Source organism: Mycobacterium sp. SMC-18, assembly GCF_045310895.1.
Lineage (GTDB): Bacteria > Actinomycetota > Actinomycetes > Mycobacteriales > Mycobacteriaceae > Mycobacterium.
Genome location: NZ_JBJIAL010000015.1, coordinates 119,080 through 138,216 on the forward strand (window position 1 = coordinate 119,080; position 19,137 = coordinate 138,216).

Genomic DNA, 19,137 nt, shown 5'->3' on the forward strand with positions numbered 1-19,137 from the left:
ATGGAAGTATCGCACCGGCCTGTTCGGCCGCAGCTGGCAACTAAGGTGGACGCCGTGACCGATCCGCAGGCCACCCCTGACTCCGCCGCCGCTGCGGCCGCCGCCGCCATCCGTGACCGCACCGGAATCGCCGGCTTCGACGTGGCCGTCGTCCTCGGTTCCGGCTGGGCCCCGGCCGCCGCCGTGCTGGGCGAGCCGTCAGCCACCATCGCCATGGGTGACCTGCCCGGATTCACCCCACCGACCGCGTCGGGTCATGGCGGTCAGGCACTCGCGCTGCAGGTCGGCGGCCGCAACGTGCTGGTCCTGCTGGGCCGCATCCATGCCTATGAGGGCCACGACCTGCGCCATGTCGTGCACCCGGTGCGCACCGCCATCGCGGCCGGTGTGGGCACCGTGGTGCTGACCAATGCCGCCGGCGGCTTGCGCGCGGAGTACTCGGTGGGCCAGCCGGTGCTGATCAGCGACCACCTGAACCTGACGGCGCGGTCGCCTCTGGTCGGCGCCCAGTTCGTCGATCTGGTCGACGCCTATTCGCCGCGGCTGCGGGCACTGGCCCGCGCGGTCGACCCGTCACTGACCGAAGGCGTGTATGCCGGGCTGCCCGGCCCGCACTACGAGACACCCGCCGAGATCCGGATGCTGCGCACCCTGGGCGCCGACCTGGTCGGCATGTCGACGGTGCACGAGACCATCGCGGCCCGCGCCGGCGGCGCCGAGGTGCTCGGCATCTCGATGGTGACCAACCTGGCGGCCGGCATGACCGGTGAGCCGCTGAGCCACGCCGAAGTCCTGGAGGCCGGACGCCAGTCAGCGACCCGGATGGGGACGCTGCTGGCCGAGGTGTTGGCGCGGTTGTGAGACAGCGACACCAAGCTTTGATGGAGGCAACGCCCAACGAAAGCCGATTCAGGCGTTTCGAAACTTCTATGAGCCCTCGTAGCAACCCAACTGATAGATGAGCGCTTCATCGATTGCAATCGGCTGATCCGCATACTCCGCCAGTGATCGAACCGCATCGAGGTTCGGAATATCGAAGTCAAAGGGCTCCACAGGAATGTCATCGTCGACCCGCAGGATCTCGCGAATCGCAGCCACCGTCAGACGGGTCAGATGCGTCTCCTGCACTAGTCGCTCCGTCGTGCGGTCAAAACCCTGAAGCCACCACGTAAGCACTACGGCTCCACCTTCCTTCCGGGATCTGCTGGCTTTGTCTGCGCACCCGTGCCCGGGTCGAACTCGCCTTGATGAACGCCACGCTTGTTGTAGACCTCAACCTTGCCGTGCTGGCTGTCCCACTCGTAGATAGTCCCGTCGTCATCTTTCCAACGTCGCCGCATACGTCCGCCCACTGCGAGCACAATGGCCCCGTGAACCACACACCCCTGACCTTCGGCACCGCGGGCCTGCGTGGCCCCATGCGTGAGGGCCTCGACGCCATGAACGTCACCACCGTCAGCCGCGCGACGTGGGCCGTGGCGCAGGTGCTCAAGGACCGTTGCCTGGGCGGGTCGACGGTCGTGGTCGGCCGGGACGCCCGGCACCACTCCGACGAATTCGCCACCGCGACCGCGGAAATCTTTGCCGCCGAAGGGTTTTCCGTCATCCTTCTCCCCCACCCCGCGCCGACCCCGGTCGTGGCCTACGCGGTGCGGCAGCTCGACGCCGTTGCCGGCGTACAGATCACCGCTTCGCACAATCCCCCTGCCGATAACGGCTACAAGGTGTACTTCGACGGCGGCATCCAGATCGTCCCACCCACCGACCGGGACATCGAAACGGCCATGCGGCAGGCACCGACCGGCATCGCCCGGCAGCCCGTCACGCCCGTCGACGAAACCCTCATCGAGCAGTACGCGCGCCGGGCCGGGTCACTACGCCGGACACAAGGCGAGGTCCGGGTGGCGCTGACCGCGATGCACGGTGTCGGTGGCGCGCTGGCGATCGACGTCCTGAACCGCGCCGGTATCAGTGATATCCGGACGGTGGCAACACAATTCGAACCCGATCCCGACTTCCCCACCGTCGCGTTCCCCAACCCCGAGGAGCCCGGCGCCACCGACCTGCTGCTCGCCCTCGCCGCCGAGGCCGGCGCCGAAGTCGCCATCGCCCTGGACCCCGACGCGGACCGCTGCGCCGTGGGCATCCCGACCACGAGCGGCTGGCGCCTGTTGTCCGGCAACGAAACCGGTTGGCTGCTGGGCGATTATCTGCTGTCGAACCTGACTCCCGAGGAAGCCGGGACTACCGTCGTCGCCAGTTCACTGGTCTCATCTCAGCTGCTCGCGAAGATCGCCGCCGACCACGGGGCCCACCATGTCGAAACGCTGACGGGCTTCAAATGGCTGGCGCGCGCCGACCAGGGCATCCCTGGCGCCACGCTGCGGTACGCGTACGAAGAGGCCATCGGGCACTGCGTCGACCCCGATGCCGTACGCGACAAGGACGGCATCAGCGCGGCCGTGGTGTTCTGCGATCTGGTTGTGGCGCTGCGCCATCAGGGCCAGACGGTGCAGGATCGACTGGACGCCCTGGCCACGAAATTCGGCGTCCACGCCACCGGCGCGGTCTCGGTGCACACCGACGCCGACGCGGTGATGGCCCGCCTGCGCGCCGAGCCGCCGGCCCAGATCGCCGGTGTCCCGGTCCGGACCGAGGACCTGGCCGAGCTGCGCGGAAAACGGCGCACCGACGCCCTGGTCTTCACCGGCCGTGGCCTGCGGGTGGCGGTGCGCCCGTCGGGAACCGAGCCAAAGATCAAGTGCTACATCGAGGTCAGCAAGCCGCCGACCGCCGATCTGGCGACCGGTCGGACGTCGGCCGCAGCCGAACTACGCGACGTCGAGGCCGTGGTCACCGGCCTGCTGGCCCCGGCCTGACGCCGAACCGTAGGGAGATCCCTTATATCCGGCGGGCTCCTGTGCGACTTAGCCTCGATTCAACGGAGGAAAGAGGTGTCGGCATGTCGGACAACACACTCGCTCGCCGCTGCGGTGGCGCCGCGACGGTCCTGATCGGCGGAATCGGTACTGCGGGCATCGCTCTCGCCCCACCGGCGGCCGCGGTCCACGCCGAGCAGTACATCTCGACGTACTGTCGGCCTGCCACCGTGCAGGACTGCCGGCAGCCGGCGGTGCTCCGCTTCGACCTTCCGACCGACGACTGGGTGCAGCCGTCCTTCACCAACGCCGCCGACGGCTGTTCCGATATCTCGGTGCGCTTCTCGGTCAGTCCCGCAGGAACTCCGGGCACCCTCAGCAGCAGCTACCGGCTCAGCCCAGGTCAGACCGCCGTGGGCCCGCATGCCCACATGTCGGCAGGCGCGATGCAGGTGAGCGTCTTCGCCACCGGAATCGAAGGCGGTTGCAACACCGGCGCTCTCATGGCCTGGGGCGGCACGGTGTCCGTCGACTCCACCGGCAAGCCGAACCTGCCCGACGCGGTTCCCCGGCCGACCCAAACCCCGCTACCGACCCCGACCGGGCCGATCGTCCACTAGCGCGGACCGAACTGCCGATCCCCCGCATCGCCCAGGCCCGGCACGATGTAGGCATCGTCGTTCAGCGCGGCATCGATGGTGGCCGTGAACAGTCGCAGTGACGGAACCGCCTTCTCCACCAACGCAATTCCCTCCGGCGCACACACCACGCACACCGCGGTGATGTCGTCGGCCCCGCGGTCGACCAGGAGTTGCAGGGTGTACGCCAACGACCCACCGGTGGCCAGCATCGGGTCGAGCACCATCACCGGCCGCCCACTCAGGTCGGCCGGCAGGGACTCCAGATACGGCGTCGGCTGGTGCGTCGTCTCGTCGCGCGCCATACCGACGAAGCCGACCTGGGCCTCCGGAATCAGCGCGTGTGCCTGGTCGACCATGCCCAGGCCCGCCCGCAGCACCGGAACCAGCAGTGGCGGGTTCGACAGACGCGAGCCGGTGCACGCGGCGACCGGGGTCTGCACCGGCAACTCCTCGCTGGCCAGCGAGCGCGTGGCCTCGTAGACCAGCATCAGCGTCAGATCGCGCAGAGCCGCCCGGAACCCGGCGTTGTCGGTGCGCTCGTCGCGCAGAGTGGTCAGCCGCGCCGCGGCCAGAGGGTGATCGACGACCCGGACGTCCATGGGCGCCAACATTAATGGAACCGAACGGGCGCGGCGCCCGTCTTATCCACATGATCCGAAACCTGACCGTGGACCCGTCAGCCCTGCACAACCTGTCCGCGGACTACCGCGGTCACAGCACCGAACTGGCCGCGCACGCCGCGGACCTGACCGCCATCGCCCGACAGTTCGACGTGTTCGGCCCCGTGGGCGAGGCCTTCGCCGCCGCCCTGGCGCAGGCGACGCACCACCAGGCCCAGTTGGCGTACCGCCTCAGCGCGCATCTCGACGCCGGCGCCACGACCGCCGTCGCCACCGCGGACACCTTCGTCGCCGCCGACCACAACGTCGGCGGCCGGATCGGAACCTGGTGGTGACGGGCTCCCTGACAGCCGCGCTGGCCGCGCCGATCCGAGACGTGCAGGCACTGGTGGGCCCCGGCTTCTCGGGCGCGGATCCGGCCGGTGCCCTGCGTGCGGTGCAAACCGGGCTCGACGGCGTGGCCGCCGCTGCCGACGACGGGTGGCAGCGGACCCAGGACCAGTGGACCGGCACGGCAGCAGGCAGTGCGGGCCAGTTCGCGAGCGCGGCGGTCACCGCCATCGTGGCGATGGCGATGACGGCCGGGCAACTGAGCACGCACACCGAACGGGCCGCTGCCGCGGTGGCCCGGGCCCGCGAGCGCCTCCAAACCATCCTCCAGAACTTCGAGGCCCGCGCGACCGAACTGGAAGCCACTCTCGAATCCCCTGCCGACGCCGCCGCGCTCGTCGACGAAGCCGGCCGGGCCCTGGCTGAGGCCATCAGCGTCGTCGACGAGCTGCACACCGAACTCGCCACGCAGGCCGAGCAGATCACCGCGACGACGAGCGCCGCCGCACCCCAGAGCCACGGATCAGATTGGGAGACAAGCGGATCCGGCCCGGCCGTGAGCCTGCCCAGCCTGGGCGCGTCCGGTGGCCAAGGTGCGACCGGGGCCGGCAGACTCGGCGCCCTCGCCACTCCCGCGGCGCACGCCGCGCAAGCGGCACTCAGCACACGGAACCACCGCCGGCCACCCGACCCCGGCAAGTTCGGCGCCGGCGAGGCCGTCACGCTGCCCGACGGCAGCACCGCCACCGCACCGAACAAGGTCGCCGCCGACGCGGTGCGGCACGCCCTCACCCAGCTCGGCGTGCCGTACGTGTGGGGTGGCACGACGCCCGGCGTTGGCCTGGACTGCAGCGGCCTGACGCAGTGGGCGTACCGCGAAGCGGGACTCGACCTGCCGCGGCTGGCGCAGGAGCAGGATGTGGGCGCCGCCGTCGACCGTGGCTCATTGCGCCCGGGCGACCTCGCGGTGTGGGACGGCCACGTCGCGATGATCGTCGGGAACGGCCTCATGGTCGAAGCGGGCGATCCGGTTCAGCTGTCCCCGATCCGTACGACCAACCTGAATCAGGGTTTCCACGGCTTCTTCCGCCCGACGGCATGACACCGCCGCATGACGATCAAGCAGCGAGGAACGAGCGCGATGAGGAATGCGGCCCATAGATGAAGCCGGAATACGACGACGCGATGGCCCGCGCCCGCGCGGCGCTCGCGGTGTTCCGGCGTACGGCTGCCGAGCTGTCGAGGGCCGACGCCACCGCTGATGTCACCACCGCCCTGCGCCACCTGCGCGACGATCTGCACCGACAAGATGCCCCCAGCGTGGCCCGACCCGCACGTCGATAGGCTGTGCCGCATGGCTGCTGACATCGTGCCGGTTCGGCTCGGGTTGACCAATGGCGATCTGTACACCCTGTGGGCGCCGCTGTGGCGCGACTCCGACGACGAGTGGGAAGCGTTCCTGGGTCACGGCGACGACCTCTACGCCTTCGAATCCGTCGCGGACCTGGCCGCTTTCGTGCGGACCAACACCGACAACGACCTCGCCGACCATCCGAAGTGGAAGGCGCTCGGCGAGGCCAACGCCCACCGCCTCAACCCCGACGAGAGCCACATCCACGACCTGGTCGGCGTGCCCGAGCTGGTCGCCGAGAAGCCCACCGAGGAATCCGTCACCTCGCTGCGGCGGACGCTCCAGGTGGTCGGCGCGCTCGGTTCGGTCTGCGACCTGATCGCGGTCGCGAAGTTCTTCAACGGCAACCCCGTGCTGTCGACGCTCGGCGGCGGCGCCGAGGCCTACTCGGGCCGGGCCGGCCGTAAGCGCTGGGCCGACATCGAGGCGGCCGTCGGCCGCAGCTGGGACCACGTGCTCGACGCCATCGACGCCCTGGTGACCACCCCCGAGGTCGACGCCAAGGCCGCAGAGAAGGCCCAGGCCGAACTCGACGGGCCCGCACCCGAGCCCGAGGAAGACGAACTCGAGGAGGTCGACGAGACCGACGTCGACGACGTCGTCATCGAGGACGAGGTCGACACCGACTCCGAGGAGGCGGCCCTCACCGCGCAGGCCGAGCGGCAGCTGCTCGGCAGTGACGAGGACTTCTGGGAGCGCGTCGGCATCGACCCGATCCGCATCATGACCAAGGGCGCCACCCTCTACACGCTGCGCTGCTACTACAACGACCAGCCGCGGTTCCTCGGCCGCAACGGCCGGATCAGCGTGTTCGGCTCGGAGCGCACCCTGGCCCGCTACCTGGCCGACGAGCACGAGAGCGACCTGTCCAGCTTCGAGGCCTACAGCGACATCCGCACCGCTGCCACCGACGGCTCGCTGCAGATCCGCGTCACCGAGGACAACGTCTACGTGCTCAGTGGCCTGTCCGACGACATCGCCGACGGCCCCGAGGCCGTCGACCGCGAGCAGCTGGACCTGGCGGTCGAGTTCGTGCGCGACGTGTGCGACTACGCCGAGGACGGCACCGCCGACAAGTACCTGACCACCAGCCAGCCACTGGGCAAGTTCGTCGGTCATGTGCTGGAGCCCGAGACCGTCGGCGCCCCGTCGAAGCCGTACGCCGAGGCCGTCGCCCAGTGGGAGACGCTGGAGCGTTTCGTCGAGTCGCGCCTGCGTCAGGAATGACGCGCGGTGCGATGAGTTAGGCCGGTCGGTCGGGTCTGCACTGACATGACCCAGACCAGCGCCCAGCCCATCGTCCGAAATCTCGCCGTTCCCGGCGCCACGCTGCATTACGAGGTGCGGGGCAGCGGGCCGGTGTTGGCCGTCATCGGTTCGCCCATGACGGCATCGGAGTTCGCCGCGGTGGCCGACGCCCTGGCCGCCGACCACACCGTCGTGACGTACGACCCGCGAGGACTCGGCGCCAGCCCCATCGACGATCCCGCGCAGGACTCGACGCCCGAACTGCGGGCCGACGACGTCGCCGCGGTCCTCGAGGATCTCGGTGCCGGTCCGGCCGACGTGTTCGGCTCCAGCGGCGGCGCGGTGACCGGCCTGGCGCTGGCCGCCAAGTATCCCGGCTGGGTTCGGACGCTGATCGCGCACGAGCCGCCGCTGCTGGAGTTGTTGCCGGCTTCGGAAGCCGCCAAGCAGCGCGCCGCGACGCGGGAGATCATCGACACCTTCCACAGCGACGGGCCGGGCGCGGCCATGGCGAAGTTCATGGCGACGGCGGGCTTCGATCAGGCCGACGACGGCGCTCCCGGGCCGCAGGGGCCGCCGCCCGCTCCCGATGAGATGACCAAGCAACTCGCCGACCTGTCCCGGTTCTTCAACCATGAATTGCTCTGCACCACAACGTATGTGCCCGATGTTGAGGCGTTGCGGGCCGGCCGGGTCGTCGTGGGCATCGGCGCCGAGTCGGAACATCTCATCACCTACGGCACCTCGCTGGCGCTGTGCCGCCTGCTGGGCGTCGAGCCCGTCGTCTTCCCGGGCGATCACGGCGGGTTCATGAGTGCGCCCGGCGAATTCGCCGACGCGCTGCGGGCCGTTCTGTCCGACTGAAACCCCGACTCGCCCGGCCACCGCGCGCGCTCACAGCCGACACACAACTACGCCGCGTTGCAAAATTAGTTAGCAAGGCGTAAGAATTTCCCAAGAATCCGCTGAGTGAGCGGAGCCGCCTGCCGAGCGCAGGCGAAGGCAGCAGCTTGATCGTCGGGGATTCGGTCAGCGCGTGTTGAGCGGAAGGTGGTCGGGTGCGGTCGGAATCAAAGGGCCTGCTGAAGAAAGTCTGGATACCGCTCGTCCTGGTGGCCGTATTGGCGGTGTCGGGCCTCGTGGTGTCCCGCCTGCACGCGAAGTTCGGGTCGGAGAACCTCAACGCCCATGCCGGCGCAGGCGTCGAGATCGTCCAGTTCAACCCCAAGGTCCTGGTGTACGAGGTCTATGGGCCGCCGGGAAGTTCGGCAGAGATCAGCTATTTCGATCCCGACGCCAACGTGCACTCGGTGAGCGCCGTGCTGCCCTGGTCCGTCACCCTGTCCACCACGCTGCCGACCGTCAGCGCAAACCTGATGGCGCGCAGCGACAGTGAGCAGAGCAGCGACCACATCGGCTGCCGCGTCACGGTGAACGGGACCGTCCGCGAGGAGCAGTCCGCCGATGGCGTCAACGCCCAGACCTACTGCCTGGTGAAGTCCGCATGACCGAAACACTTGAGACACAGCACAAGACGGCGGAGAAGCGGCCGAAGTTCGCCCATGCGCTGCGCATCCTGTCGGTGCCGATCATCCTGTTCTGGGTCGCGATCGCCGTCCTGGTCAACGTGATCGCGCCGCAGCTGGAGGTCGTCGGTGAACTGCACGCCGCGCCGATGGCGCCGGAGGACGCCCCGTCGATGCACGCGATGAAGCTGATGGGCGCGAACTTCAAGGAGTTCAACTCCAACAGCACGATCATGATCGTCGTCGAGGGCAAGGAACCGCTGGGTCCGGACGCCCACAAGTACTACGACGAGATCATCCGCAAGCTGCAGCAGGATCCCGAGCACATCCAGCACATCCAGGATTTCTGGGGTGACACGCTGACCGCGGCCGGCGCGCAGAGCGCCGACGGCAAGGCGTCGTACGTGATGATCAATCTCGCGGGCGAGCAGGGCATGACGCTCGCCAACGAGGGTGTCGAAGCCGTCCGCAAGGTCATCGAGGAGACCAAGGCTCCGCCCGGAGTCCAGGCGCATGTCGCCGGGCCCGCTGCCCTCACGAACGACATGCACGTCATCGGCAACGCCAGCCTGGTCATGATCACGGTGATCACCCTGGCCGCGATCGCAGGCATGCTGCTCGTGGTCTACCGCTCGGTGCGGACCACTCTGGTCCAGCTGTTCCTGACGTTCCTGGCGCTACTGACCGCGCGCGGCGTGGTGTCGGTCCTGGCGACCCACGACGTGTTCGGGCTGACGACCTTCGCGGGCAACATCCTGACCATGCTGGCCATCGCCGCGGCGACCGACTACGGCATCTTCATCTTCGGCCGGTACCGCGAGGACCGCGGCATGGGGCTGGACAGGGACGACTCGTACTACGCGACCTTCAAGTCCGTCGCGCCCGTCATCGTGGGTTCCGGACTGACCATCGCCGGCGCGACGTACTGCCTGAGCTTCTGCCGTCTGCCGTACTTCACCACCATGGGCGCCCCGGTCGCGATCGGCATGCTCGTCGTCGTGGCCATCTCGGTCACGCTCGGCCCCGCCGTCCTCTACCTCGGCAGCCGGGTCGGTATGTACGAGTCAAAGCGGCCGCCGCAGAGCCGGTTCTGGCGGCGCATCGGGACGGCCGTGGTGCGCTGGCCCGCACCGATTCTGGTGGCCAGCCTGTTCGTCGTGCTGGTCGGCATCGTCGCCATCCCGGGCTACAAGCCGGCGTACAACGACCGCTACTACCTGCCTGAGGACGCCCCGGTGAACGTCGGCTTCGCCGCCGCCGACCGGCACTTCACGCAGGCCCGCATGAACCCCGACATCCTGATGGTCGAGTCCACGCACGACATGCGCAATCCCGCGGACATGCTGGTGCTGAACAAGATTGCGAGCAACGTGATGCACACCGACGGCATCGCGATGGTGCAGAGCATCACCCGGCCGCTGGGCATCCCCATCCAGCACAGCTCGATTCCGTTCCAGACGAGCGTCTCGGGCCAGACCAGCAACATGAACCTGCCGTTCCAGCGCAAGCAGCTGGAAGACCAGCTACGGATGGTCGACGCCACCAACGTGTCGATCAGCATCCTCGAGAAGCAGTACGCGCTCTCGCTCGAGCAGACCAAGCTGACGCAGGACTCGGCCCGTAAGTCGCAGGCGCTCCTCGAGGTCACCGAGGAGATGCGGAACAACATCGCCAACTTCGATGACCAGTTCCGGCCGATGCGCAACTACTTCTACTGGGAACCACACTGCTTCGACATCCCGATGTGCGCGGCGATGCGGTCGGTGTTCGACTCCCTGGACGGCATCGATGAGCTGACCGACCGGACCGGCGACGTCCAGGTCAACACCGACAAGCTGGCCGACCTGGCACCGAAGCTGACGGCGCTGCTCCCCCAGACCATCGCGTCGATGAAGACCAGCCGCGACCTGTCGCTGGCGTCGTACAACTCGCAGAAGGCCCTCATCGACCAGATGCAGGCCATGAACGACACCGCGTTGTCGATGGGTGCCGCATTCGACGGCGCCAAGAACGACGACCTGTTCTACCTACCACCTGAGGCCTTCCAGAACCCGGACTTCCAGCGCGGCCTGAAGATGTTCATGTCGCCGGACGGCAAGTCCGCGCGCATGTTCATCACCCACCAGACCGACCCCGCGACGGTCGACGGCATCAACCGCGTCGAGTCCGAACGCAAGGCCGCCCAGGACGCCTTGAAGATGTCGTCGCTGTCGGACGCCAAGATCTACCTCGGCGGTGTCGCGGCGACCTACAAGGACATGGCCGACGGCGCCCGCTACGACCTGATGATCGCCGTGGTGTCATCGCTGACGCTGATCTTCATGATCATGCTCATCCTGACGCGCAGTGCGGTCGCGGCCCTGACGATCGTCGGCACGGCGGGCAGTTCCATCGCCGCGTCGTTCGGCATCTCGGTGCTGTTGTGGCAGGACCTGTTCGGGATTCAGGTGCAGTGGCTGGTCATGCTGATGTCGGTCATCATCCTGCTGGCGGTCGGCTCGGACTACAACCTGCTGCTCGTCTCGCGGTTCCAGGACGAGATCCACGCCGGCCTCAAGACCGGCATCATCCGGTCCATGGCCGGCACCGGCGGTGTCGTCACCTCGGCCGGACTGGTGTTCGCGGCCACCATGGCCGGCATGATGGCCAGCAAGCTGATCGTGCTGGCGCAGATGGGTTCGACCATCGCGATCGGTCTGCTGATCGACACCTTCATCGTGCGGTCGCTGCTGATGCCGTCGATCGCGGTGCTGCTCGGCCGCTGGTTCTGGTGGCCGCAGGTGGTGCACCCGCGCGGTAAGTACAACACCGAGAAGTTCGTGCCGAAGGCGTTCCAGCAGCCCGCTCAGCAGGAGACGGTGTCGGCGGGCGCGGCCGGGCGCTCCGGCTTCGTCGACGACACCCCGACCGACAGTTACCCGACCAGCACGGCGTAGCGCGGTTTGATGACGTCGTCGATGATCGCCAGTCGCTCGTCGAACGGGATGAAGGCCGACTTCATGGCGTTGATGGTGAACCGCTGCAGGTCGGTCCAGCCGTAGCCGAACTCGTTCACGAGGAGCGCCATCTCCTGCGTCATGGTGGTGTCGCTCATCAGGCGGTTGTCGGTGTTCACGGTGACGCGGAAGCGGAGCCGCGCCAGTTGGTCGAACGGATGCTCGGCGATGCTGGCCGCGGCGCCGGTCTGCACGTTGCTGCTCGGGCACATCTCCAGCGGAATTCGCTTGTCCCGCACGATGTTCGCCACCCGACCCAAGTGGAAGGTGCCGTCCGGCCCCTCCTCGATGTCGTCGACGATGCGGACGCCGTGGCCCAGCCGGTCGGCGCCACAGAACGCGATGGCCTCGTGGATGGACGGCAGGCCGAAGGCCTCGCCGGCGTGAATCGTGAACCGCGCGTTGTTGCCCCGCATGTACTCGAAGGCATCGAGGTGGCGGGTCGGAGGGTAGCCGGCCTCGGCACCGGCGATGTCGAAGCCGACGACGCCCCGGTCGCGGAACCGGATGGCCAACTCAGCGATCTCGCGAGACCGGGCCGCGTGCCGCATGGCGGTGACCAGACAGCGGACCGTCGTCACCTGCCCGGCCGCGGCCGCCGCCTTCTCGCCGTCCGCGAACCCGGCCAGCACCGCGTCCACGACCTCGTCCAGCACCAGACCGCCGTCGATGTGCAGTTCGGGCGCGAACCGCACCTCGGCGTAGACGACGTTGTCGGCGGCCAGATCCTCGACGCATTCGTACGCGACGCGGTACAGCGCATCGGTGGTCTGCATGACGCCGACGGTGTGCGCGAACGGCTCCAGATACCGGACGAGCGATCCGCTGTGCGCCTGGGTGCGGAACCACTTCGCGAGCTCGTCGACGTCCATGGTGGGCAGGTCGCCGTAGCCGCTCTGTTCGGCCAGCTCCACCACCGTGGCGGGACGCAGCCCGCCGTCGAGGTGATCGTGCAACAGCGCTTTCGGTGCCTGCTTGATCTGATCCAGCGTCAGGGTGGTCATCTGTCCATCTTGCGCCGGATCGTCGCTTTTAGCCCGCCGGCTCGTCCGCCAGCAGCAGCCGCGTCCGGAACAGATCCAGCACCTGGTCCAGCGCCGCCCGGGTGGCCTGGCCCGGCTCGTCGATCAGGTGCTCGGTGACCACCGAGTGCGGCGCCAGGCGCGCATCCGGGTTGGCGTCGGCGTCCTCGAGTTCGACGGCGATGAAGGCGTCACCCAGCTGCTCGCGCAGGAAGTCGAAACGCTCTGCCGGCACCAGCTTGTCGCTCTTGAACCGCATGCCGATGACGTTGAGGCCCGCGGCGCACCGGCCCTTGACGACCTCCAGGTCGGCCGGCGAGATGTCGATGTTGCGGCGCTGCTTGGCGGTCAGGCCCAACGGCATCGACGGCTGGGACAGCACCGGCGCCAGGATGACGTCGTCGGTGGCCATCGCCAGGGCGTAGCCGCCGGTGAAGCACATGCCGATGGCGCCGACGCCGGGGCCACCGCAGCGCTTGTGTTCGGCACGGGCCAACGCGCGCAACCAATCGACCACCGGCGACGTCTTTCCGGTCGCGAGGATGGTGAACTCCTTGCTGATGCACGACGGCAGCGCCGACCCCATGGCCTTGAGCGCCGCCAGGTTGCTGGCGTTCGGATCCAGGCCGGGGATGCCGAACAGGTGCGGCAGCACGGCGGTACAACCCAGGTCGGCGACCTTGCGGGCGAAGTCGAGAACCTTGGGCGTGATGCCTGGTATCTCGGCGATCACGATGACGGCCGGACCGGTGCCCTTCCGAAAGACCGTGCGGGTCGTGCCATCGTGGGTGAACTCGGTGCGCTCGAAGTCGCGGAGGTCATCGTCAGCCATGCGGACGACCCTAGTGGCGGGCGGAGTCGCTGACCACCGTTGGTTTCGCGGCTATTCGACGCGGTCGAGCACCACGGGACGCTGCGGCGGTGCCGCGTCGTCCACCGACCACCCGCCGTCGAGCTCGGCAAGCGCTGACGGCAACCGCTCGGGAGTCTCGGTGTACAGCGTGAACAGGGTCTCACCGGCCGCGACGGGCTCGCCGCTGCGCCGGTGGAGGTACAGCCCCGCCCCGGCCTGCACCGGGTCTCCAGGCTGGGCCCGTCCCGCGCCGAGCCGCCACACCGCCATCGCCACCGCCATGGCGTCGACGTCGCCCATCACCCCGCTTCGCGAAGCCACGACCGTCTCGGTGTGCGTCCCCATCGGCAGGGGCGCCTCGGGATCGCCACCCTGTGCGGCGATCAGTTGCCGGAAGCAGTCCATCGCGGTGCCGTCGGCCAGGGTCTGGGCGGGGTCGACGCCGTCGAGGCCGGCCACGTCGAGCATCTCGCGCGCCAGGGCGATGGTCAGTGCGACGACGTCGTCCGGGCCGCCGCCGGCCAGGACGTCCAGCGACTCGGCGACCTCGATCGCGTTCCCGACCGCGCGACCGAGCGGCCGGTCCATGTCGGTGAGCAAGGCCCGTGTCGGGACGCCGTAGGCCGTGCCGAGGTCGACCATGGTGCGCGCCAGCTCACGCGACTCGGCCTCGGTCTTGAGGAACGCACCGCGACCGACCTTGACGTCCAGCACCAGCGAGCGGGCGCCCTCGGCCAGTTTCTTGCTCATGATCGAGCTGGCGATGAGCGGTAGCGACTCCGTCGTGCCCGTGACGTCGCGCAGGGCGTAGATCTTGCGGTCGGCAGGCGCCAGGTCCCCGGCCGCGAAGATCGCCGCGCCGATACCGGAAAGCTGTTGGCGGATAGCGTCTTTCGACAGCTCGGCGGTGAACCCGGGGATCGCTTCCAGCTTGTCCAACGTGCCGCCGGTGTGCCCGAGGCCACGGCCGGCGGCCTGTGGGACGGCGCCACCGCAGGCCAGGACGACGGGCACCAGCGGGATGGTGATCTTGTCGCCGACGCCGCCGGTGGAGTGCTTGTCGACCAGCGCGAGCGGCCGGCCGTCGCGCCGCAGGTCGGTGAAATCGAAGCGCTCCCCCGAGTCGACCATGGCCGCCGTCCAGCGGGTGATCTCGGCCGGCGTCATGCCGCGCAGGAAGATCGCCATCAACAAGGCCGACATCTGCGCGTCGGCGACGCGCCCATGGGTATAGCCGTCGATCACCCAGTCGATCGCGGCGTCGGACAGCACACCGCCGTCGCGTTTGGTGCGAATGACTGTCGGCGCATCGAACGGCATCGCTGGGATCCTCCTGCCGGGGCCTCGGTCGACCCCATCGAAACTGGTTACCGGCGGGTAATCAGAAGTGTTGCACCGCTTGGCGTTACCGGCGGTTCAGGTCATCCGGCCCGAAGGCGTCGGGCAATAGTTCGGCCAGCGGCCGCGGACCCGATGCGTGATCGATCAACATGGCCGGCCCACCGTGCTCGAGCAGCACCTGCCGGCAGCGTCCACACGGCATCAACACGGCCCCCGAACCGTCCACACACGCCAGCGCGAGCAGCCGTCCGCCACCGCTGGAATGTAGGGCGCAGACCACAGCACACTCCGCGCAGAGGCCGAGGCCATATGAGACATTTTCCACATTGCAGCCCACCACGATTCGGCCGTCGTCGACCAGCGCTGCCGCCCCCACCGGGAAGTTCGAGTAGGGCGCATAGGCACCCCGAGAAACAGCTATTGCCTTGTCGCGCAACAGTTTCCAGTCAATTTCCGGCATCGCCGACACCCCGTTCCCGGCACCCCGATATTGACTCGAGGACCGACCCGACCACCAAGTAAGTTAATGTAGGCAAACCTAATTTCCGGCGCGGGTTGCCCATTCCCCCCACACGCTAGTTCTGACTGTGCGCAAATTGGGATTAGAGTCGCCCCGAGGTTTGGGCTCGGCACGCGAAAAAGTTGCTGCCGGGTCACGCGTCCACCGACGGCGTTGGAGGTCGAAATGAGTACAGCGGCAGCCGCGGAATCCGCCATACCCGCGCCGCGTTCAGCACAGAAACGACGGAGCCTGTATCGCGGCGACCCGGGCATGTGGTCCTGGGTGCTACACCGCATCACCGGTGCCACCATCTTCTTCTTCTTGCTGGTCCACGTTCTGGACACGGCTCTGGTCCGGGTCAGCCCCGAGGCCTACAACGAGGTGATCAACACCTACAAGACGCCGATCATCGGGTTCATGGAGATGGGCCTGGTCGCGGCGGTGCTCTACCACGCCCTCAACGGCGTGCGAGTCATTCTGATCGACTTCTGGCAGCAGGGACCCAAGTACCAGCGGGTCATGCTGTGGACCATCCTGGCCATCTGGATCGCGGTCGTCATCGCCGCAGTTGGGGTAGAGGGCATGCACATGGTTGAGCACTACGGGTGGCTCAAGTGACCACGCACACTGATTCCGGCGCCGCCGAGGCGCGCCGCGGGGGCCGCCCGGCCCCGGTCATGGAGCGCGAGCACGACCGCCCCGCCGCCCTCGATCACCCGCGCGCTCCCCGGCGCGCCCGTGGCATCCCGTACTTCGAGAAGTACGCCTGGCTGTTCATGCGCTTCTCCGGCGCCGCGCTGGTGCTGCTCGCCCTCGGTCACCTGTTCATCGGGCTGATCTGGCAGAACGGCGTCTACCGCATCGACTTCAACTACGTCGCGCAGCGCTGGGCCTCGCCGTTCTGGCAGATCTGGGACATGGCCCTGCTGTGGCTGGCGCTGGTGCACGGCGCCAACGGCATGCGCACCATCATCGGTGACTACGCCCGCAAGAACACCACCAAGTTCTGGCTGAACTCGATTCTGCTGCTGGCCACCGGATTCACCCTGGTGCTGGGCAGCTACGTGCTCGTCACCTTCGACGCGAACATCAAATAGGGGCTCGCAGGATGATTCAGGAACATCGCTACGACGTCGTCATCGTCGGTGCCGGTGGCGCGGGTATGCGCGCGGCCGTGGAAGCCGGCCCGCGCGTGCGCACCGCCGTGCTGACCAAGCTGTACCCGACGCGTTCGCACACCGGTGCCGCGCAGGGCGGCATGTGTGCCGCACTCGCCAACGTCGAGGACGACAACTGGGAGTGGCACACCTTCGACACCGTCAAGGGTGGCGACTACCTCGCTGACCAGGACGCCGTCGAGGTCATGTGCAAGGAAGCCATCGACGCCGTGCTGGACCTCGAGAAGATGGGCATGCCGTTCAACCGGACGCCCGAGGGCCGCATCGACCAGCGTCGCTTCGGCGGTCACACCCGTGACCACGGCAAGGCCCCGGTCCGCCGCGCCTGCTACGCCGCCGACCGCACCGGCCACATGATCCTGCAGACGCTGTACCAAAACTGCGTCAAGCACGACGTTCAGTTCTTCAACGAGTTCTACGCGCTCGACGTGGTCCTCACCGAGACGCCCGGCGGCCCCGTCGCCACCGGCGTCATCGCCTACGAGCTGGCCACCGGCGACATCCACATCTTCCACGCCAAGGCGATCGTCTTCGCCACCGGCGGCTCGGGCCGGATGTACAAGACCACCTCCAACGCCCACACCCTCACCGGCGACGGCCTGGGCATCATCTTCCGCAAGGGACTTCCCTTGGAGGACATGGAGTTCCACCAGTTCCACCCGACAGGCCTGGCCGGCCTCGGCATCCTGATCTCGGAAGCCGTGCGTGGTGAGGGTGGGCGCCTGCTCAACGCCGAAGGCGAGCGCTTCATGGAGCGCTACGCCCCCACCATCGTCGACCTCGCGCCGCGTGACATCGTGGCCCGCTCGATGGTGCTGGAGGTCCTCGAGGGCCGCGGCGCCGGACCCAACAAGGACTACGTCTACATCGACGTGCGTCACCTCGGCGAAGAGGTGCTGGAGGCCAAGCTTCCGGACATCACCGAATTCGCCCGCACCTACCTGGGCGTCGACCCCGTCACCGAACTGGTGCCGGTGTACCCGACCTGCCACTACGTCATGGGCGGCATCCCGACCACGATCAACGGCCAGGTGCTGCGCGACAACGTCAACATCGTGCCGGGCCTGTACGCCGCCGGTGAGTGCGCCTGTGTCTCGGTGCACGGCGCCAACCGCCTCGGCACCAACTCGCTGCTCGACATCAACGTGTTCGGCCGTCGCGCCGGCATCGCGGCCGCCGAGTACGCGCAGAACCACAACTACGTCGAACTGCCGGACAACCCGGCCGACATGGTCGTGGGCTGGGTCGGCGACATCCTGTCCGACCACGGCAACGAGCGCGTCGCCGACATCCGCACCGCGCTGCAGCAGTCGATGGACAACAACGCCGCCGTGTTCCGCACCGAGGAGACCCTCAAGCAGGCACTGACGGACATCCACGCGCTGAAGGAGCGATACAGCCGAATCACGGTGCACGACAAGGGCAAGCGCTACAACAGCGACCTGCTCGAGGCCATCGAGCTGGGCTTCCTGCTCGAACTGGCCGAGGTCACCGTCGTCGGTGCGCTGAACCGCAAGGAATCGCGTGGCGGCCACGCCCGCGAGGACTACCCGGACCGCGACGACACCAACTACATGCGCCACACCATGGCCTACAAGCAGGGCGCCGACCTCCTGTCCGACATCCGGCTGGACTACAAGCCTGTCGTCCAGACCCGGTACGAGCCGATGGAACGGAAGTACTGACATGAGTGCACCCGTATTGGACAAGCCCGAAGCCGGCGACCCGCCGCTGCCCCCGGTGCCCGAAGGCGCCGTCATGGTCACGCTGAAGATCGCCCGGTTCAACCCGGAGAACCCGGACGCCGCCGGCTTCCAGAGCTTCCGCGTGCCCTGCCTGCCCAGCGACCGGTTGCTGAACCTGCTGCTGTACGTGAAGGGCTACCTCGACGGCACGCTGACGTTCCGCCGGTCCTGCGCGCACGGCGTGTGTGGCTCGGACGCCATGCGCATCAACGGTGTGAACCGGCTGGCCTGCAAGGTCCTCATGCGCGACCTGCTGCCGAAGAAGCCCGGCAAGGACCTGACCATCACCATCGAGCCCATCCGCGGCCTGCCCGTGGAGAAGGACCTCGTGGTCGACATGGAGCCGTTCTTCGACGCCTACCGCGCCGTGAAGCCCTTCCTCATCACGTCGGGCAACCCCCCGACCCGTGAGCGCATCCAGTCGCAGACCGACCGCGCCCGCTTCGACGACACCACCAAGTGCATCCTGTGCGCCTGCTGCACCACGTCGTGCCCGGTGTACTGGAGCGAGGGCTCGTACTTCGGCCCCGCCGCGATCGTCAACGCGCACCGGTTCATCTTCGACTCGCGTGACGAGGCCGCCGCCGAGCGTCTCGACATCCTCAACGAGGTCGACGGTGTGTGGCGCTGCCGCACCACCTTCAACTGCACCGAGGCCTGCCCCCGTGGCATCCAGGTGACCAAGGCGATCCAGGAAGTCAAGCGCGCCTTGATGTTTGCCCGCTAGGGCATTTTGCGTCGAACGTGAAGAAGATCGCGAGAATTCACCGGCAGATTCATACGGTCAAGACAACATCCATTGATTTGGGAGGTTGTCGTGCCCAGTGGGTATCCGCATTCGAAGC

21 protein-coding genes are annotated in these 19,137 nt (G+C 68.0%); 14 read left to right on the top strand and 7 right to left on the bottom strand.

Translation table 11 applies throughout. From position 1 onward, the window contains the following. Positions 1 to 861 (top strand): purine-nucleoside phosphorylase, encoded by an 861-nt coding sequence (locus ACJH6J_RS15770; RefSeq protein ID WP_346417032.1) that lies wholly within the window; start codon positions 1 to 3, stop codon positions 859 to 861. A 66-nt stretch (positions 862 to 927) separates the two neighbouring features. Here ACJH6J_RS15770 and ACJH6J_RS15775 read toward each other — a convergent pair whose 3' ends face one another. Both ACJH6J_RS15775 and ACJH6J_RS15780 read right to left on the bottom strand, forming a co-directional pair. Beyond that, positions 928 to 1,128 (bottom strand): hypothetical protein, encoded by a 201-nt coding sequence (locus tag ACJH6J_RS15775; protein WP_318986382.1) that lies wholly within the window; start codon positions 1,126 to 1,128, stop codon positions 928 to 930. Positions 1,129 to 1,175: 47 nt separating this feature from the next. Next, positions 1,176 to 1,340 (bottom strand): colicin E3/pyocin S6 family cytotoxin, encoded by a 165-nt coding sequence (locus ACJH6J_RS15780; RefSeq protein WP_406783838.1) that lies wholly within the window; start codon positions 1,338 to 1,340, stop codon positions 1,176 to 1,178. Between ACJH6J_RS15780 and ACJH6J_RS15785 the strand changes: the two genes are divergently transcribed. Beyond that, positions 1,320 to 2,879, top strand: coding sequence for a phospho-sugar mutase (locus ACJH6J_RS15785; RefSeq protein WP_406804200.1), 1,560 nt, complete (start codon positions 1,320 to 1,322; stop codon positions 2,877 to 2,879). The genes ACJH6J_RS15780 and ACJH6J_RS15785 overlap by 21 nt on opposite strands. Before the next feature lie 83 nt (positions 2,880 to 2,962). After that, positions 2,963 to 3,499 carry a hypothetical protein gene (locus ACJH6J_RS15790; RefSeq protein WP_346417035.1) on the top strand — a complete coding sequence of 179 codons (537 nt, stop codon included), beginning with the start codon at positions 2,963 to 2,965 and terminating at the stop codon, positions 3,497 to 3,499. On the opposite strand, the gene upp is transcribed toward ACJH6J_RS15790, so the two are convergent. After that, a complete protein-coding gene (gene upp / locus ACJH6J_RS15795) occupies positions 3,496 to 4,119 on the bottom strand; it encodes a uracil phosphoribosyltransferase (RefSeq protein WP_346417036.1) in 624 nt (207 codons plus the stop codon). The genes ACJH6J_RS15790 and upp overlap by 4 nt on opposite strands. 50 nt (positions 4,120 to 4,169) lie before the next feature. Between upp and ACJH6J_RS15800 the strand changes: the two genes are divergently transcribed. From ACJH6J_RS15800 to ACJH6J_RS15830, 7 genes are all read left to right on the top strand, one after another. Beyond that, positions 4,170 to 4,475 (top strand): type VII secretion target, encoded by a 306-nt coding sequence (locus ACJH6J_RS15800; protein ID WP_346417037.1) that lies wholly within the window; start codon positions 4,170 to 4,172, stop codon positions 4,473 to 4,475. Then, positions 4,472 to 5,572 (top strand): C40 family peptidase, encoded by a 1,101-nt coding sequence (locus ACJH6J_RS15805; protein ID WP_406804194.1) that lies wholly within the window; start codon positions 4,472 to 4,474, stop codon positions 5,570 to 5,572. Before ACJH6J_RS15800 ends, ACJH6J_RS15805 begins: the two co-directional genes overlap by 4 nt. 59 nt (positions 5,573 to 5,631) lie before the next feature. Beyond that, on the top strand, positions 5,632 to 5,814 hold the full coding sequence (locus ACJH6J_RS15810) for a hypothetical protein (protein WP_406804195.1): 183 nt from the start codon (positions 5,632 to 5,634) through the stop codon (positions 5,812 to 5,814). A 10-nt stretch (positions 5,815 to 5,824) separates the two neighbouring features. After that, complete coding sequence (locus tag ACJH6J_RS15815; protein ID WP_318986376.1) at positions 5,825 to 7,108, top strand: primosomal protein; 1,284 nt, start codon at positions 5,825 to 5,827, stop codon at positions 7,106 to 7,108. Positions 7,109 to 7,153: 45 nt separating this feature from the next. Next, positions 7,154 to 7,993 (top strand): alpha/beta fold hydrolase, encoded by an 840-nt coding sequence (locus tag ACJH6J_RS15820; RefSeq protein ID WP_406804196.1) that lies wholly within the window; start codon positions 7,154 to 7,156, stop codon positions 7,991 to 7,993. Between the two features lie 194 nt (positions 7,994 to 8,187). Then, entirely contained in the window at positions 8,188 to 8,637 is a 450-nt protein-coding gene (locus ACJH6J_RS15825) for an MmpS family transport accessory protein (RefSeq protein ID WP_406775043.1), read from the top strand. Beyond that, positions 8,634 to 11,591, top strand: a complete 2,958-nt coding sequence (locus ACJH6J_RS15830; protein WP_406804197.1) for an RND family transporter — start codon at positions 8,634 to 8,636, stop codon at positions 11,589 to 11,591. The genes ACJH6J_RS15825 and ACJH6J_RS15830 overlap by 4 nt, the downstream gene beginning before the upstream one ends. On the opposite strand, the gene ACJH6J_RS15835 is transcribed toward ACJH6J_RS15830, so the two are convergent. From ACJH6J_RS15835 to ACJH6J_RS15850, 4 genes are all read right to left on the bottom strand, one after another. After that, a complete protein-coding gene (locus tag ACJH6J_RS15835; RefSeq protein ID WP_020102806.1) occupies positions 11,570 to 12,655 on the bottom strand; it encodes an adenosine deaminase in 1,086 nt (361 codons plus the stop codon). The genes ACJH6J_RS15830 and ACJH6J_RS15835 overlap by 22 nt on opposite strands. Before the next feature lie 28 nt (positions 12,656 to 12,683). Further along, on the bottom strand, positions 12,684 to 13,505 hold the full coding sequence (locus tag ACJH6J_RS15840; RefSeq protein ID WP_212806673.1) for a dienelactone hydrolase family protein: 822 nt from the start codon (positions 13,503 to 13,505) through the stop codon (positions 12,684 to 12,686). Positions 13,506 to 13,556: 51 nt separating this feature from the next. After that, a complete protein-coding gene (locus tag ACJH6J_RS15845) occupies positions 13,557 to 14,846 on the bottom strand; it encodes a thymidine phosphorylase (protein WP_212806675.1) in 1,290 nt (429 codons plus the stop codon). An 85-nt stretch (positions 14,847 to 14,931) separates the two neighbouring features. Continuing rightward, positions 14,932 to 15,327, bottom strand: coding sequence for a cytidine deaminase (locus tag ACJH6J_RS15850; RefSeq protein WP_212806677.1), 396 nt, complete (start codon positions 15,325 to 15,327; stop codon positions 14,932 to 14,934). A gap of 225 nt (positions 15,328 to 15,552) precedes the next feature. On the opposite strand from ACJH6J_RS15850, the gene sdhC reads away from it, so the two are divergent. Genes sdhC through ACJH6J_RS15870 form a run of 4 tightly spaced genes read left to right on the top strand, consistent with a single transcriptional unit; the run spans position 15,553 to position 19,019 of the window. Further along, positions 15,553 to 15,987 (top strand): succinate dehydrogenase, cytochrome b556 subunit, encoded by a 435-nt coding sequence (sdhC, locus tag ACJH6J_RS15855; RefSeq protein WP_212806679.1) that lies wholly within the window; start codon positions 15,553 to 15,555, stop codon positions 15,985 to 15,987. A 59-nt stretch (positions 15,988 to 16,046) separates the two neighbouring features. Continuing rightward, on the top strand, positions 16,047 to 16,466 hold the full coding sequence (locus ACJH6J_RS15860) for a succinate dehydrogenase hydrophobic membrane anchor subunit (protein ID WP_061002042.1): 420 nt from the start codon (positions 16,047 to 16,049) through the stop codon (positions 16,464 to 16,466). An 11-nt stretch (positions 16,467 to 16,477) separates the two neighbouring features. Next, positions 16,478 to 18,232, top strand: coding sequence for a succinate dehydrogenase flavoprotein subunit (gene sdhA / locus ACJH6J_RS15865; RefSeq protein ID WP_212806680.1), 1,755 nt, complete (start codon positions 16,478 to 16,480; stop codon positions 18,230 to 18,232). 1 nt (position 18,233) lies between these two features. After that, positions 18,234 to 19,019 carry a succinate dehydrogenase iron-sulfur subunit gene (locus ACJH6J_RS15870; protein ID WP_020102797.1) on the top strand — a complete coding sequence of 262 codons (786 nt, stop codon included), beginning with the start codon at positions 18,234 to 18,236 and terminating at the stop codon, positions 19,017 to 19,019. Positions 19,020 to 19,137 lie beyond the last annotated feature (118 nt).

Excerpts from the sequence above, each read along its gene's own strand:
- ACJH6J_RS15770 (WP_346417032.1), top strand. The coding sequence starts at position 1 with ATGGAAGTATCGCACCGGCCTGTTCGGCCGCAGCTGGCAACTAAGGTG.
- ACJH6J_RS15780 (WP_406783838.1), bottom strand. The coding sequence starts at position 1,340 with ATGCGGCGACGTTGGAAAGATGACGACGGGACTATCTACGAGTGGGAC.
- ACJH6J_RS15790 (WP_346417035.1), top strand. The coding sequence starts at position 2,963 with ATGTCGGACAACACACTCGCTCGCCGCTGCGGTGGCGCCGCGACGGTC.
- upp (WP_346417036.1), bottom strand. The coding sequence starts at position 4,119 with ATGGACGTCCGGGTCGTCGATCACCCTCTGGCCGCGGCGCGGCTGACC.
- ACJH6J_RS15800 (WP_346417037.1), top strand. The coding sequence starts at position 4,170 with ATGATCCGAAACCTGACCGTGGACCCGTCAGCCCTGCACAACCTGTCC.
- ACJH6J_RS15810 (WP_406804195.1), top strand. The coding sequence starts at position 5,632 with ATGAAGCCGGAATACGACGACGCGATGGCCCGCGCCCGCGCGGCGCTC.
- ACJH6J_RS15815 (WP_318986376.1), top strand. The coding sequence starts at position 5,825 with ATGGCTGCTGACATCGTGCCGGTTCGGCTCGGGTTGACCAATGGCGAT.
- ACJH6J_RS15820 (WP_406804196.1), top strand. The coding sequence starts at position 7,154 with ATGACCCAGACCAGCGCCCAGCCCATCGTCCGAAATCTCGCCGTTCCC.
- ACJH6J_RS15830 (WP_406804197.1), top strand. The coding sequence starts at position 8,634 with ATGACCGAAACACTTGAGACACAGCACAAGACGGCGGAGAAGCGGCCG.
- ACJH6J_RS15835 (WP_020102806.1), bottom strand. The coding sequence starts at position 12,655 with ATGACCACCCTGACGCTGGATCAGATCAAGCAGGCACCGAAAGCGCTG.
- ACJH6J_RS15840 (WP_212806673.1), bottom strand. The coding sequence starts at position 13,505 with ATGGCTGACGATGACCTCCGCGACTTCGAGCGCACCGAGTTCACCCAC.
- ACJH6J_RS15845 (WP_212806675.1), bottom strand. The coding sequence starts at position 14,846 with ATGCCGTTCGATGCGCCGACAGTCATTCGCACCAAACGCGACGGCGGT.
- ACJH6J_RS15850 (WP_212806677.1), bottom strand. The coding sequence starts at position 15,327 with ATGCCGGAAATTGACTGGAAACTGTTGCGCGACAAGGCAATAGCTGTT.
- sdhC (WP_212806679.1), top strand. The coding sequence starts at position 15,553 with ATGAGTACAGCGGCAGCCGCGGAATCCGCCATACCCGCGCCGCGTTCA.
- ACJH6J_RS15860 (WP_061002042.1), top strand. The coding sequence starts at position 16,047 with ATGGAGCGCGAGCACGACCGCCCCGCCGCCCTCGATCACCCGCGCGCT.
- sdhA (WP_212806680.1), top strand. The coding sequence starts at position 16,478 with ATGATTCAGGAACATCGCTACGACGTCGTCATCGTCGGTGCCGGTGGC.
- ACJH6J_RS15870 (WP_020102797.1), top strand. The coding sequence starts at position 18,234 with ATGAGTGCACCCGTATTGGACAAGCCCGAAGCCGGCGACCCGCCGCTG.